Origin of the sequence: Paraburkholderia atlantica (assembly GCF_000092885.1) — a bacterium.
Taxonomy (GTDB): Bacteria; Pseudomonadota; Gammaproteobacteria; order Burkholderiales; family Burkholderiaceae; genus Paraburkholderia; species Paraburkholderia atlantica.
On the sequence record NC_014118.1, the window covers coordinates 2,406,316 to 2,420,557 of the forward strand.

Here is a 14,242-nt window from a genome sequence, read left to right on the forward strand (position 1 = left end):
ACAGACCAATTCCGGCCAGATACCTCGGTACGCTGGCCGGTCTTTCACAGTGGTTTGCCTGCGGTCATTGACTCAAGTGTGCGCGGATCTCTTCGCTGATTTGTTGCAATGCAGCTTGTGTCGACGGAACATTGCGCAGCGCATTCAGAAAAACGAAGTCGTGGATGGTGCCGTTGTAACGCACGGCGGTGACGCTGACGCCGGATTCCTTGAGGCGACGCGCATAGGCTTCGCCGTCGTCGCGCAGCGGGTCGTTCTCGGCTGTGATGATGAGCGCTGGCGGTAGACCCGTGAGTTCTTGAGCACTAGCACGCAGCGGTGACACGTACGGATTTTCGCGTGTCTTCGCATCCGGTGCATACAAGTCCCAACCGTATTTCATAAAGTCGCGAGCAAGAAACCGGCCGGTCGCGTACTTCTCGTAGGAGTCTGTATTGACGCTTGCATTTGTGGCAGGAATCATCAGCACCTGGAAGCTGACCTTGGGGCCATTTCGATCCTTCGCCATCAGCGTGAGTGCGGCGGTCATGTCGCCGCCGACCGAGTTGCCGGCGATTGCGATGCGGGAGCCGTCGGCGCCGAAGTCGGCAGCGTGCTGCGATACCCACTCGAGGGCGGCGTAGGACTCGTCAAGTTGCGTCGGGAAGCGTGCAGTGGGAAGCGGCGTGTATTCGACGAATACGCCAACCTGGCCCGACCCGACGACGAGATCGCGCAACAAACGCTTGTGATTCTCGAAGTTGCCGACAATCCAGACGCCGCCGTGTATAAACAGAAGTACGCCCGGTTTGCCTTCCACATGGTCTGGCTTCATGATGTAAATCTTCACGGAGCGTCCATCTTCGTTGATCGTCTGTTCCGTCGTCGTGACCCCGGACATATCGACAGGCGTCTGATTCTGGATTTTCGTCAGGATGTCCTGCGGCTGGGGTTGCGGCAGCGTCCAAAACGGGCTGCTGTCTTTGTTTATCTGGGCAAGGAATTGGCGCACTTGTGGATCGATGTGCGGATCGGTCGCTGGGTTCGGGGCCAGTTGCGCGGACGCTTGGCTCGAGAGTAGGGCAGCCCCACAAACGGCGAGAGCCGTGACCATTTTTGTTTTTGCGAATGCGGTTTTCATTGGCGTTCCATAAAAGTAATTGACGCGTGGTTAATAGAGGAAATCAAGCAGTTGTTTCACGTACCGAATAAGTGAAGCGGGGAAGCGGAAGACCGCGATTGAGGTTGCAAATCTAGAAGCCGAAATCGGATAACCCAGGATGATCGTCGGGACGCCTTCCCAGCCGCCAGTGAAATTTGCGATCGGTTTCCTTGATCGGCATGTCGTTGATGCAAGCTAGTCGGCGTTGCATCAGGCCTTGGTCGTTAAACGCCCAGTTCTCGTTTCCGTAGGATCGGAACCAGTTGTTGGCATCGTCTCGCCATTCGTAGGCGAAGCGCACTGCGATACGGTTGCCATCAAACGCCCACACCTCCTTGATCAGTCGATATTCGAGTTCCCGGCTCCACTTGCGCGCTAGAAACTGGACTATCTCCTCTCGGCCGGTGATGAATTCGGCACGGTTGCGCCACTGACTGTCCACGGTGTAGGCGAGGGCGATCTTCTCCGGGTCCCGGCTGTTCCAGCCGTCCTCGGCCGCCCGTACTTTATGAGTTGCGCTTTCAAGCGTGAAAGGCGGAAAGGGTGGGCGCGATTCGTTGAGCGTCATGAGTTTTTCCAGTATGGATGACTGAGAAAGCACGGGGGGGCGGCCTCCCGCCGAAGTAAGGCGCGTTGGTTGTCACTACGCACCTCGCTACTACGTCCCAGGCTGATACTTTTGTGGGGAATCACTGCGCGAGCCGCGACCTCAACTCGCCGGCCATTGCCTTGATCGCGGCCTTTGTCGCTGCGTCGTTGGCCAGGGCATTCAGCAACCCGAAGTCATGGATCGTGCCGTCGTAGCGTATCGTTGCGGCCTCGACGCCGGCCGCGTCGAGCTTGCGTCCATACGCTTCGCCTTCGTCGCGCAGCACGTCGAACTCGGCCACCTCGATCATCGCCGGCGGCAACCCCTTCAACTGGTCAATCGTTGCCCGAAGCGGCGAAGCATAGATCTCGCTGCGCTGCGCTTGGTCCTTCGTGTAAGCGTCCCAGAACCATTTCATCATCGGACGTGTCAGGAAATAGCCTTGCTGGTATGCGTCGTACGACCCGTCGCTAAAGCCGTGGTTGGTTACCGGCCAAAGCAGTCCCTGGAAGCGGATCGCTGGTGCGCCCGCGTTCTTCGCCATCAGGGACACGACCGCCGCCATGTTGCCGCCGACGCTGTTGCCGACCACTGCGAGCCGGCTGCCGTCCACCCCGATTTCGGTGCCATGCGCGGCCACCCATTTCGTCGCTGCATAGGCCTGGTTGATTGCAACCGGGTAGTGCGCTTCGGGCGACGGCGTGTAATTCACGAACACGGCCACCGCACCCGACTGCACGACAAGGTCGCGAACCAACCGTTCATGCGTCGGGAAATCGCCGAGAATCCAGCCGCCGCCATGGAAGAACATGAATACCGGCAGCGCACCGATTGCACCTTGCGGACGCACGATTGTTACCGGAACACCCATACCGTCCTGCTCGATCGTTCGCTCGGATACGTCGATGCCGGACAGGTCGACTCTCACGCTGTTTTGTGCGTCAGTCAGCACCTGCCGCGCCTTCTCGGGTGTGAGCGTTTCGAGGCCGGGGCCCTTCTGACTGTTCAGCGCGTCGAGGAAATGCGTTGTGGCGGCGTCGGGTGTTGCACTCGTGGTTGGACCAACAGCAAAAGACGTGGTCGATGCAACAATGGCGGCGGCAATCAGCAAGGGTTTATGAATCTTCACGAGAGATCCTATTGTTCCGTTTAGGTTTAGGGGGCGATGGTCGCGGGGTTCAAGTAGTGTCGAAATGACCTACGGTCTTACGTGTGGGGCAAGAACAGTTGGCCTACAAGGTCCACCGACGGTTACATCTTCCTCTGCGCGCTACGTGCGGGTGTTTGCGCGCGTGATTCATTTTTGCGAATAAGAACGACGATTTCGCATCGTGAGCCTGTAACACCGAAACAATTTGCGGTTGCAAAACACCGTGCGATTTCGAAAAAAAATTCGCTGCTCACTCGTTACGATCGTCAGCGCTTTGCCCATCGTTATTCACAAATTGGGTGGTGGAAAGTGATGGACGCACACGAGAAGTTCATTCGCGGCTTTATAGTGGCCTAGTGGAGCGTGATGAACCTCGTCCGCTTCGATCCGGTATGAAGTGGTCTCCGCGAGCTGTTGCTTCGCTGCGTCCGAAGGCCTCTTTCCGTAGTGGCACGTATTTGCGCGCTCTCGTCTTCAACCCCTGCTATTCACCCTGGCACTCATAGCTCTGTCGATCGTGGTTCTCTGCCGCACTATTCGCGCGCTGATGTTCGAACAAATGTTCCGTGCACCGTGTCTCATCAAACCCATCGTTGGATAGCACGCATTCGACGGCCCGAAAGGGCCGCTTACGTTGAACCGATGGAGAAATCCATGTCATCGAATCTCTAGCAAATTCCTTGATATGCACGTTCAGGAATGAGCGTGGCACAGAACGAAAATCGCTTAAAACTAATGTATGGCACGAGCGCACCATTGCGCACTGGCGTGAGCCGGAGCCGTGAGCCGAATCTCGAACGATGTGGATCGTGCATGAATTATGGACAGAGGTTGCGTAGCCGTGCGAATACGCAAGCATGTGATCGTAGGTGCAGGCAAATTGTCGCCTTGTGCAAGGCAGAACCAAACCGAGCCTTCGGAAACGGGGCCGCTAGACGGATGTAACTTACGGCATCATCATCAGCCCCGGCGTGTATTGACTCAGCCATGGGACCGAACATGATTGACCAGTATTTAGAAGACCCGCCAGAAACTGTGCTCAGGACGAGTTCATTTTTCTTACAAACTTCCATGATTGTTTCGATAGTCGATGACGACGAGCATGTACGGCTTGCCACCTGCAATCTCTTGAGGTCGCTGGGATGTGACGTCCGCGCGTATTCTTCAGCTGAGGCATTTCTGGACTCCGGGCGTCTTGGCGATGTGGGTTGCGTGATATCCGACGTACAAATGCCCGGAATGGGTGGTATAGAAATGCAGCGCAAGCTAAACGAAATGAACGCCGCGTTACCGATTATCTTTTTTAGCGCGTTTGATTCAAATGCCACACGTACAGAGGCGCTCGACAACGGTGCACTGTGCTTTCTTGACAAGCCACTGAATGGTGATGCGGTGCTGGCATGCCTCGAAGGACTGGGCCACACTCGTTGAATATCCATTTGCGCGATTCACGATTGCCTGTCGCGATCGCCTGGAGCAGATTTTCTTTAACTGGACTTATCTGTCGGCAACGTCTCTGCCCATGAATCTATTTGACAGTGAGCACGTCTCACGGCCGTATCGACGCGTGGACGTATGTATTCTGCTGATCGCGGCATTGGTGGCGGTCGCGGTATTCATGATCGACGCATTTACGGCGCTCGATATTGCAGTGGCGGTGTTCTATGTGGTGGTCCTACTGCTCGTTGCATCTACTGGTTCGCGCGCGGCCGTGCTCAGCACGGGGGCAGCGGTCGCGATCCTTACGCTGGCTGGGTTCGGATTTTCGCACGATACCGATTATTCCTGGGATGCAGTTGCACGCTGCGTCGTTAGCTTGGTCGCTATCGGCACGACATCGCTCCTTTCGCTTCGCAATCTTACGAACACGGCACAGCTGCGTGAACTGATCGACTTGCTCAACCTTACGCACGACGCCATATTCGTCTACGACCTGACCGGATCGATCACGTTTTGGAATAACGGCGCCGAGACGCTTTATGGCTGGCCCGCGGAGCATGCAATCGGCCAGCACATCGACAAACTGACGCAAACGCGTTTCCCAAATTCAGAGACCGAGATCTACGCTGCACTGGTAGATCGCGGACATTGGGCCGGCGAATTGCAACGCGTGTGCCGTGATGGCCGCCACGTTACCGTTGTGAGCCGCATCGCACTTTGGCGCGACGCGAAGGGAAAACCAAGGGCGATCCTTGCGACGAGTAACGATATAACGCTGCATAAACGTATGGAAATGGTCCTCAGCCAACGACAACAGGAGTTGCGTGCGGCGATCGACACGATCCCGGGAATGGTTTGGAGCGCATCAAACGAAGGCGAGGTAGTGTTTGTCAACCGACGTTGGGAGGAGTCGGGTATGGACACGGGAACTCAAGGCGCGGACCTATGGCAGGCAATCGTGCATCCCGACGATCTGGACCGCATGCGTTGTGACTGGCAAATATCCGTGGCTTCGGGGCGCGCTCTCGACAACGTTTCGCGCGTGCGGCAACGCGATGGAGATTATCGCTGGATGCATATCGCGGCAGAGCCCCAATACGACGCTGGCGGTGCGGTGCGACGCTGGTATGGCGTGAACACTGATATCGAGGCGCGCAAGATTGCTGAGGAGGCGCTGAAGCGCAGTGAGGCATTCCTCGTCGATGCCCAGCGCTTAAGCAAAACAGGTAGCATCGGCATTTCGCCGGTAAATGGCGACATGCTCTGGTCAAGCGAGGCCTATCGGATCTTCGGATATGAGCAGCGCCCCGAGATCGAACCGAGTCTGGAACTGATCCTCGCGCGTACTCATCCTGACGACCGCGCAAAAGTGGAAGCCGCCCACCAATACAGCGATGCAATCGCGCCGCTCATCGACATCGAATATCGCGTACTGTTGCCAGACGGCTTGCTCAAGTACGTGCACTACGTAGCTCATCTCGGACCACCCGCCTCAACCGATCTTGCTTATGTCGGTGCACTGATGGATATCACCGACGGACGTCAGACCCAGGAAGCACTTGCGCGCTCTATGGCGGAGCTTGCGCATGTCACGCGTATGACTACGCTCGGCGAGCTCGCGGCTTCGATAGCGCACGAAGTGACACAGCCCATTGCCGCTGTGGTCACTTCAGGCGATGCGGCTTTGCGGTGGCTCCGGCGCGATCCGCCAAAGCTAGACGAGGTGGAGCGCTCGGTCGGTCAGATGATCAAATCGGTAAAACGAGCCAATGAGATCGTGCGGCAGATTCGCGCGATGGCACAAAAACGACCGGCACCGCGTCGTGAAGTATTTCTGGACGATGCGGTGGACGGGATGGTGCAGTTGATGGCGCCGGAGTTTCAGCGTCAGGGCGTGCACTGCGAGGTTCACCGTCCGATCGAAAGACCGCGCTTGCTCGCTGACGAAGTGCAACTCCAGCAGGTCGTCATCAATCTGCTGATGAACGCCATGCAAGCAATGTCAGGGCTTGAGAACGGACCTCGGCTGATCCGCATCTGTACAGAGGTGCTGGAGGGACGCGAGGTTCGGCTCAGCATTCAGGACAGCGGTCCCGGGATCGCTTTTGAAGACCGCGAACAGCTTTTCCGTCCGTTCTTCACGACCAAGGCGAACGGTATGGGCATGGGTCTTTCCATTTGCCGTTCAATCGTGGAGGCTCACGGCGGGAACATCGGCGCCGACGTTGCGTCCGTAGTGGGCGCTGTCTTCCGCATCACGCTGCCGCTATATACCGGACCACAGGAGAGTAGGGGTACGGCCGCGATGAACGGCGCACTCAGTGGCCCGCGCGATGAGGGGCTCCTGCGAAATTGCTGAAACCAGTCACAGGCGCACCGGTCGTCCGGTGTCTTCGTCCACTGAACAGTACATCAGAAAATGACGCGATCCTCAGTACCGCCGTTTCCCCAAGCCGTCTTCTCGCCGGTCACGCGCAACGCAATTTTCATCGTCGCGACCATCAACGATGACGCCGCGAGCCGGGCCACCGTGCGCGCCTGGTGCGCCGATGTCGCGAATCTCACGCGCGCCATCGGCAAGCGTGTGCCATCAGGCAATCTCACATGCGTCGTTGGGTTCGGCTCGCACGCGTGGGACGCGCTTTTCGGTGCGCCTCGTCCGGCTGAACTCCACCCGTTCCGCGAATTCGGCGCCGGTGGGCGTGTAGCGATGGCGACACCGGGGGACCTGCTTCTGCACATTCGTGCGAACCACATGGACCTTTGCTTCGAACTCGCCACAGAATTGATGGCCCGCCTCGAAGGAGCGGCGACGACCGTGGATGAAGTCCATGGCTTTCGCAAATTCGATATGCGCGCAATGATCGGCTTCGTCGACGGCACGGAAAATCCGGTCGGTGAAGAGGCCGTGCATTTCACGGTGATCGGCGACACAGACCCGAACTTCGTGGGCGGCAGCTACGTGCTCGTGCAGAAGTACCTCCACGACATGAGACGTTGGGGTGCGCTGTCAGTAGAAGCGCAGGAGCACATCATCGGCCGCACGAAGCTCCGGGACATCGAGCTGAACGATTCGGTGAAGCCGAGCTGGTCGCACAGTTCCCTGACTACGCTCGAAGATGCCAACGGGGACGAGATCAAGATTCTCCGGGACAACATGCCGTTCGGCAGGCCCGGCTTTGGCGAATTCGGCACGTATTTCGTCGGCTATGCACGCTCTCCGCAGCCCATCGAACAGATGCTGGAAAACATGTTCGTCGGCCGACCGGCTGGAAACTACGACCGCCTGCTCGACTTCAGCCGCGCCGTGACGGGCGGACTGTTCTTCGTGCCGTCCGAGCCCCTGCTCAAGGCGCTTGCCGAGCGCGAACCAGGAATCGCTCACACCATCACCGTCGCGTCGGCATCGTCCCGGGACACCGCGGACGCGCAGACAACCCAGAACAAGCTGTCCGGCGACGGCTCGCTTGCCATCAGATCACTCAAAGGAGCACCAAGGTATGAATAATCTCCACCGCGAGCTGGCGCCCATCTCCAGCGCGGCCTGGTCGCAGATCGAAGATGAAGTCGCGCGCACGTTCAAGCGCCTGGTCGCAGGCCGCCGAGTCGTAGACGTTACGGGATTGGGCGGTGCCGATCTGGCAGGCGTCGGCACGGGGCATCAGAACGGCATCGAGGCGCCGCTCGAAGGAATTCGCGCGAGCCAACGCGAAGTCAAACCGCTCGTCGAGCTGCGGGTGCCTTTCGCGCTGTCACGCCACGCTATCGACGACGTCGAACGCGGCGCTGAAGACTCCGACTGGCAGCCCGCTAAGGACGCAGCGACGCGGCTCGCGTTTGCGGAAGACCGCGCGATCTTCGACGGCTACCGGGCCGCGCAGATCACAGGCATCCGCGAAGCTGCGTCGAACCAGGCGCTGCTTCTGCCCACGGACGCCGCAGGCTATCCGGCCGTGATCGCGAAGGCGCTCGAAGAACTGCGCCTTCAGGGCGTGGACGGACCGTATGCGTTGGTGCTCGGCACGAACGCCTATACAACCGTGAGCGAGGCTAACGAGCAAGGCTATCCTCTGCTCGAGCATATTCGTCGCTTCGTCAGCGGCGAGATCATCTGGGCACCGGCCATCGCTGGGGGCTGTATCCTCAGCACACGCGGTGGCGATTTCGCGCTCCACCTTGGGCAGGATGTGTCGATTGGTTATTTGAGCCATGATGACCAAACCGTGCACCTCTATTTACAGGAGAGCTTCACGTTCCTGCTTCAGACGTCCGAGGCCTGCGTAACGGTTCGGTCGGAATAGACGTGTTTGAGATGAGGTCGGGGGAGACGGCCGCACCGGAGCGGCCCTTATACGACCGCTTCATCCGTGTTATTGGCGCTCTGCGACGTTCTGCGTCTGGACGTAGGCGAGGCGGCGATCGGCGTTTTATTCGGGAGGTCTTTTCGTGCGCCGGCACGCCGGCACTCGCGAGAGCCCCCTTACGATTCAGGTCCAGTCTTTAAAGTCCCCGCGCAGATGACGAACCGCCGGCGAGTGTTGCAGGCGAAGGAAGCGCTTATGCGCGATCGTCGATGAGGGCACGATCCTTGAAGACGGCATCGCGATCGTTGAGGCGGCCGCCGCTGCCGGAGCACCGACACTCAGCGCGACTTCCTCCAGAGGAAGTTGTGTTTGGAGGCCGATCTGCAATGCCACCGACCTGAGCCCCGGTCCGACCGCTATCGAACCGGCAATGGCAATGCACATTCCAATCGCGACTGTTGCAGGGTTGAGCAAGGTTCTGCGCGCGGTCTTCAGGTATCCATTCACGCTGTGCCTCCACGGCGATGTTAGACAAGTTGTGCGGTATCCGACCGGGCGCAGAAGCGTGCGATTGTGCTGCCTGAGCAAGTTCCGAGTCGCCCAACGACGTTGACTTCGCGGACCGGAGGATTGGGAGAATCGAGGGCTATTCTCAACATTCTGTCCAAAGCACGATTACACCGTGAGTACAATTTTTGGTAATTGCACGCGCAATGAAGACGCGGCAGAATCGGGACAAAAACGGCGTGGAATCAAGAGAGCCAGGGCACTCGTGCATCAGGAACAACCGAGCGCTTACAATCCACCCAACACACTGAAACTTCGACGGCGATGCGAATTCTCGTAATTGAAGACGAGGCGAAAACTAGCGCCTATCTGAAGAAGGGCCTGGAGGAATCCGGCTATACGGTCGACATTGCCGCGGACGGCGCGGAAGGCCTGATTCTCGCGAAGGAATCGGAGTACGACGTGATCGTGCTCGATGTGATGCTGCCTTCCATCGATGGGTGGACGGTGCTCAAGACACTACGCGCCACGCAAACCACGCCTGTGCTGTTCCTCACAGCGCGCGACGACGTAAGCGACAGAGTAAAGGGCCTGGAGCTGGGCGCCGATGACTACCTCGTGAAGCCGTTCGCGTTCGTCGAACTGCTCGCGCGAGTGCGCACTCTCGCAAGACGCGGTCCACCGCGAGAGAACGACGTGCTGACGCTCGGGGATCTCGAAGTCGACGTTACGCGCCGGCGGGTGAAGCGCGGCGGCAAGCGCATCGACCTCACGCCGAAGGAGTTCTCACTGCTGCAACTGCTGGTGCGCCGCCAGGGCGAAGTGCTTACGCGCACGCAGATTGCCTCGTACGTGTGGGACATGAACTTCGATAGCGACACAAACGTGGTGGAAGTGGCCATTCGCCGCCTGCGCGGCAAAGTGGACGACGACTTTCCTGTCAAGCTGATCCACACGGTGCGCGGCGTGGGCTACGTGGCCGAAAGCAGAGAGCCCGCCTGATGGCCGCTCGTTCGCTGACCACCACGCTTGCGCTGTGTTTCGCCGGCACGACGCTGGCAGTGTTCGCGTTGGTAGGCAGCACGCTCTATTTCACGCTCGGCCGCGAGGTCAAGCGGCAGGACGATCTGGACATCGTTCTGATCTCGCGACATACGCGCCGCCTCGCACAGGAGCTGCACAGCGCGCAGGATGTGCGCGAGCACGCCGAGCGGCTGACGAGTCAGGTGCTGGGCGATGCTGCGCTATCCATGAAAATACTCGACGCGGCGGGCGCGAAGCTGGCGGAGCACAACACGCAAGGCATCGCCGATGCCGGTTTTCCGCAGGCCATCCTCGCACGGCGTCTGGGCTCGGCACAACGCATTACCGAAGGCGACATCGTGGATTGGCGCAACGCGCGTGGCATTCCGGTGCGTGGACTCGCCGCGCAAGCGGCGCTCACCGACGGGACGCCAGTGACGATCGTCATCGCGCGCGACATGACCGATCGCTGGCTGCTGCTCGACCGTTATCGCGAGCGGCTTTACGTGTTCGGCTTCGCGGGCATGGCGCTCGCCTTCCTGATGAGCTGGCTGCTCGTGCGCGAGTCGCTGCGTCCTCTGCGCGAAATGTCGGCACGCGCTGCCACGGTCACGGTCGATCGGCTGGATACGCCCATCGAAGTCGAGCGCGCGCCGAGCGAGCTGCAAGCGCTGACGAAATCGCTGAACGCGATGCTCGACCGTCTGCACGGCGGCTTCGAGCGCATGTCGCAATACACGGCCGATCTCGCGCACGACATGCGCACGCCGCTCGGCAACCTGCGGGGCGCGACCGAAGTCGCGCTGACGCGCCCGCGCAGCACGGCCGAATACGAGGCGCTGCTCGAATCGAATCTGGAAGAGTGCGACCGGCTTTCGCGCATGATCGAGAGCGTGATATTCCTTGCGCGCGCGGAGCACCCGCAGTTCATGACGACGCTCGCGGAGTTCGACGCCGAGGAGGCGCTCGCGCAGATCGCCGACTATTTCGAAGGTCTCGCCGATGACGCGGGCGTCCGGATTCGCGTTGAGGGGCGGGGGCGCCTGCGTGCGGATAAGGAGTTGTTCAGGCGCGCCGTTGGCAATCTGCTCGCGAATGCGCTGCGCTACACGCCGCGCGGCGGTGAGATCACGCTGAGCGTGCGCGAGACGCCAACGGCGGTCGAGGTGACGGTGACGAATCCGGGTGCGCCGATCGACGCTGAGTTATTGGAGCGCATTTTCGACCGCTTCTATCGCGCCGACGCCTCGCGGCGCAACGAACCGGGTACTGGCGCTTCGGCAGGGCTCGGGCTCGCCATCGTGCGCACGATCATGGGCCTGCACGGTGGCTCGGCACGCGCGGAAAGCGATCAGGCAGGCACGCGATTCATTTTGATGTTTGCGCGGCCATAGCCTTTGTGCCCAGGTTGGCCAAAGACGCGCGGTCCCATCCGCCACCCAGTGCCTCGAGCAGATGCACGCTCGCATCGAGCCGTCGCCCGGCGATCTGCTCTTCGTTGCGCTCATTCGCGAGCGCAATGGTCTGGGCCGTCACCACGTCGAGATAGTTCACCGCGCCCGCCTGGTAGCGATTGGTCGTGAGCTTGAGCGACAGTTGCGCGGCAGCCGTTGCGCGCTGCTGGCTTTGGGCCTCGTTGGCTAGCGTGTTCAGCGCGCTGAGGTTGTCTTCGACCTGCTGGAACGCCGTAAGCACGGTTTGCCGGTAGCCGGCCACCGCCGCGTCGTATTGCGCGTTCGCGCCTTTGAGCGTGGCATTGCGACGGCCGCCGTCGAAGATCGTGCCCGCGAGTTGCGAGCCGAGCGACCAGAAGAGACTGGGCGCCGTGAGCCACGGCGCGAAGAAGGTGCTTTCGAGGCCGGCCGAGGCGGACAGCGTGAGGTCCGGATAGAACGCAGCATGCGCCTCGCCGATTCTCGCATTCGCGGCCGCCACTCGCCGCTCGGCGGCGGCAATGTCGGGGCGCCGTTCGAGCAGCGCCGAGGGCACGCCGGCGGGAATCGATGGCACGACGACCGGTTCGACTTGCGCTGGCAGCGCGAACGACGAGGCCGGCACGCCGATCAGCGTTGCGATAGCGTGCTGGCGCTGCGCGCGTTGCACGTCGACGTCGCTGTCCGCCGTGCGTGCGCTTTCGAGTTGCGTTTGCGCCTGTGCGACAGCCGAGGCGTCGATCGCGCCGTCGGCGAGCTGCTGCTGCACGATGCGCAGCGCGGCGGCGTATGCCGTGACGGTGTCGTCGAGCAGTCTTTTCTCGCGATCCAACGTGCGCAACGCGAAGTAGTCCGCGGCAAGCTGGGTCGCAACCGACAGGCGCACCGACTCGAGATCCGCGGCGCTTGCCTGCGCGTTGGCGTGGGCCTCGAGGGTGGCGTCCTTCACACGTCCGAACAGATCCGGCTCCCAGCTAGCCGCAACGCCCGTCGAATAATCGGGCATCGTCTTGCCAGCAAGCGAATGGTCGACCAGATTCTGCGAGGTGCGGTAACGCTGCGCCGCCACACCGGCCGTGACGGTGGGCGCATAGCCCGCGCGCTGGTAATCGATCATGGCACGCGCGGCCTGCAGGTTGGCGACGGCCTCGCGCACGGTCTGGTTCGACACGTCGACGCGCGCTTCGAGCGCGTCGAGTTCGCTATCGCCGAAAAGCGTCCACCACGCGCCGCGCGGGTAGGCATCGGCGGGCGAGGCGACCGTCCAGCCGGAGGTTGCCGATGGCGTCGCAAAGTGCGCGGGCACCTCGACCGAGGGCGCGTGGTAGTGCGGCAACGTGGTGCATGCCGCGAGCGAGGCCACCGTGCATGCAGCGACGATTCTGCGCAGTGACGTGAGAGGGCTGTCGAACATGATGGATCTCTCCGTCTAAGCTTTGCTGCCCGGAGCGGCCGTTGCCGCCACGCGCACGCTTTGGCCGTCGGCGATCGCGTCGCCGGGATTGTCGATCACGCGATCCGTCGGCGAGAGTCCGGTTGCGACCTCGACGTAGGTGCCGAAGTCGCGGCCGATCGTGACCTTGCGAAGCTGCACCTTGTCGTGGGCGTCCACCACCGCGATCGTGACACCGTCCGGGCGAAACAGCAGCGCGCTCACGGGCAGTTCGAGCGCGGGCGTCGCCGTGGTGAGCGACAGATGCACCTGCGCATAGGCGCCGGGCATCAACGCGCCGTCGCGGTTATCCATATCGACTTCCACGCGCAACGTGCGGCTCACCGGGTCGATCACGTTCGAGCTGCGCGCGACGCTCGCCTCGAAGCGGCGGCCCGGATACTGCTGCGTCGTCACCGACACCGCTGTTCCGGCGCCGACCAGGCTAGCGTCGTCCTGGGGAACGTCGACGTAGATGCGAAGCCGGTCGGTCTGGGCGATGTGGAACAGCTCGCCCGGCATCGTGGCGAGGCCGGGCGTGCCACCCGCCGTGACGAGCGCACCCACCTGCACGTTGCGCGCAGTGATCACGCCATCGAAGGGTGCCGTCACCTTCTGGTATGAAACGAGCTCCTGCAGCCGCGCGACGTTGGCCTGCGCCGCCTGCAGCGTGGCGAGCTTGGCCGCCGCGTCGCTGGATTTTGCCTGCGCGTCCTGCTGCGAAACCGATTGCGTCTGCAGCATCGTTTGCCAGCGCTGTGCGGTGGTGCTCGCAAAGCGATAGTTCGCCTCGGCGGTCGCTTCGTCGGCACGCGCCTGCTGGAGTTGCGCGTCGAGTTCCGGCGTGTCGATCTGGGCGAGCGTCTGGCCGGCCTTGACGTGCGCGCCGATGTCCGTGTACCAGTGCTGGACGTAACCACTCGTGCGCGCGTAGACCGATGCGTCGGCCCAGGAAGAGACCGAGCCGGGCAGCAACAGGTCTTGCGTCGACGGCGCGCGCGTCGCGGTGACGGTCGACACCACCAGCTCACGTTGCGCTGCGACCTGATGCTTCTGCGCCGTGCGGGCTTCGAGGCGCGGCGCGATGCCGGCGGTGAGTAACACCCCGGCAACACAGGCGAGGCCGATGGCGATCGTGGTTCCCCGTGCGGCGAAACCGGCGCGGGCGGGGTGCTGTGCTTCGGCGTCGCTAGGCTCGGGCGGAAGGTGCGGATTCATATTCG

The 14,242-nt window shown here is 61.2% G+C and carries 12 protein-coding genes; 6 read left to right on the top strand and 6 right to left on the bottom strand.

Going from position 1 to position 14,242, the window contains the following annotated elements; genetic code table 11:
• Positions 1–64: 64 nt before the first annotated feature.
• From BC1002_RS26775 to BC1002_RS26785, 3 genes are all read right to left on the bottom strand, one after another.
• Positions 65–1,120: an alpha/beta hydrolase gene (locus tag BC1002_RS26775; protein WP_013093123.1), complete on the bottom strand. Its 1,056-nt coding sequence runs from the start codon at positions 1,118–1,120 to the stop codon at positions 65–67.
• A 112-nt stretch (positions 1,121–1,232) separates the two neighbouring features.
• Complete coding sequence (locus BC1002_RS26780; protein WP_013093124.1) at positions 1,233–1,709, bottom strand: nuclear transport factor 2 family protein; 477 nt, start codon at positions 1,707–1,709, stop codon at positions 1,233–1,235.
• A gap of 121 nt (positions 1,710–1,830) precedes the next feature.
• Positions 1,831–2,859: an alpha/beta hydrolase gene (locus BC1002_RS26785; protein WP_013093125.1), complete on the bottom strand. Its 1,029-nt coding sequence runs from the start codon at positions 2,857–2,859 to the stop codon at positions 1,831–1,833.
• A 1,092-nt stretch (positions 2,860–3,951) separates the two neighbouring features.
• On the opposite strand from BC1002_RS26785, the gene BC1002_RS26790 reads away from it, so the two are divergent.
• The 4 genes from BC1002_RS26790 (at position 3,952) to BC1002_RS26805 (ending at position 8,621) form a co-directional block, all read left to right on the top strand.
• A complete protein-coding gene (locus tag BC1002_RS26790; protein ID WP_041735443.1) occupies positions 3,952–4,311 on the top strand; it encodes a response regulator transcription factor in 360 nt (119 codons plus the stop codon).
• A 91-nt stretch (positions 4,312–4,402) separates the two neighbouring features.
• Positions 4,403–6,679 carry a PAS domain-containing sensor histidine kinase gene (locus BC1002_RS26795; RefSeq protein ID WP_013093127.1) on the top strand — a complete coding sequence of 759 codons (2,277 nt, stop codon included), beginning with the start codon at positions 4,403–4,405 and terminating at the stop codon, positions 6,677–6,679.
• Positions 6,680–6,739: 60 nt separating this feature from the next.
• Positions 6,740–7,828 (top strand): Dyp-type peroxidase, encoded by a 1,089-nt coding sequence (locus BC1002_RS26800; RefSeq protein ID WP_013093128.1) that lies wholly within the window; start codon positions 6,740–6,742, stop codon positions 7,826–7,828.
• Positions 7,821–8,621, top strand: coding sequence for a family 1 encapsulin nanocompartment shell protein (locus tag BC1002_RS26805; protein ID WP_013093129.1), 801 nt, complete (start codon positions 7,821–7,823; stop codon positions 8,619–8,621). Before BC1002_RS26800 ends, BC1002_RS26805 begins: the two co-directional genes overlap by 8 nt.
• 186 nt (positions 8,622–8,807) lie before the next feature.
• Here the strand turns inward: BC1002_RS26805 and BC1002_RS26810 are convergent, their stop codons facing one another.
• Positions 8,808–9,131, bottom strand: a complete 324-nt coding sequence (locus tag BC1002_RS26810) for a hypothetical protein (RefSeq protein WP_013093130.1) — start codon at positions 9,129–9,131, stop codon at positions 8,808–8,810.
• A gap of 324 nt (positions 9,132–9,455) precedes the next feature.
• Here BC1002_RS26810 and BC1002_RS26815 point away from each other — a divergent pair, with 324 nt between their 5' ends.
• A complete protein-coding gene (locus BC1002_RS26815; RefSeq protein ID WP_013093131.1) occupies positions 9,456–10,133 on the top strand; it encodes a heavy metal response regulator transcription factor in 678 nt (225 codons plus the stop codon).
• Positions 10,133–11,548, top strand: coding sequence for a heavy metal sensor histidine kinase (locus tag BC1002_RS26820; protein ID WP_013093132.1), 1,416 nt, complete (start codon positions 10,133–10,135; stop codon positions 11,546–11,548). Before BC1002_RS26815 ends, BC1002_RS26820 begins: the two co-directional genes overlap by 1 nt.
• On the opposite strand, the gene BC1002_RS26825 is transcribed toward BC1002_RS26820, so the two are convergent.
• Together BC1002_RS26825 and BC1002_RS26830 are read right to left on the bottom strand one after the other, a co-directional pair.
• A complete protein-coding gene (locus BC1002_RS26825) occupies positions 11,523–13,001 on the bottom strand; it encodes an efflux transporter outer membrane subunit (protein ID WP_013093133.1) in 1,479 nt (492 codons plus the stop codon). The two genes, BC1002_RS26820 and BC1002_RS26825, sit on opposite strands and share 26 nt — an antisense overlap.
• A 15-nt stretch (positions 13,002–13,016) precedes the next feature.
• Positions 13,017–14,237: an efflux RND transporter periplasmic adaptor subunit gene (locus BC1002_RS26830; RefSeq protein ID WP_013093134.1), complete on the bottom strand. Its 1,221-nt coding sequence runs from the start codon at positions 14,235–14,237 to the stop codon at positions 13,017–13,019.
• Positions 14,238–14,242 lie beyond the last annotated feature (5 nt).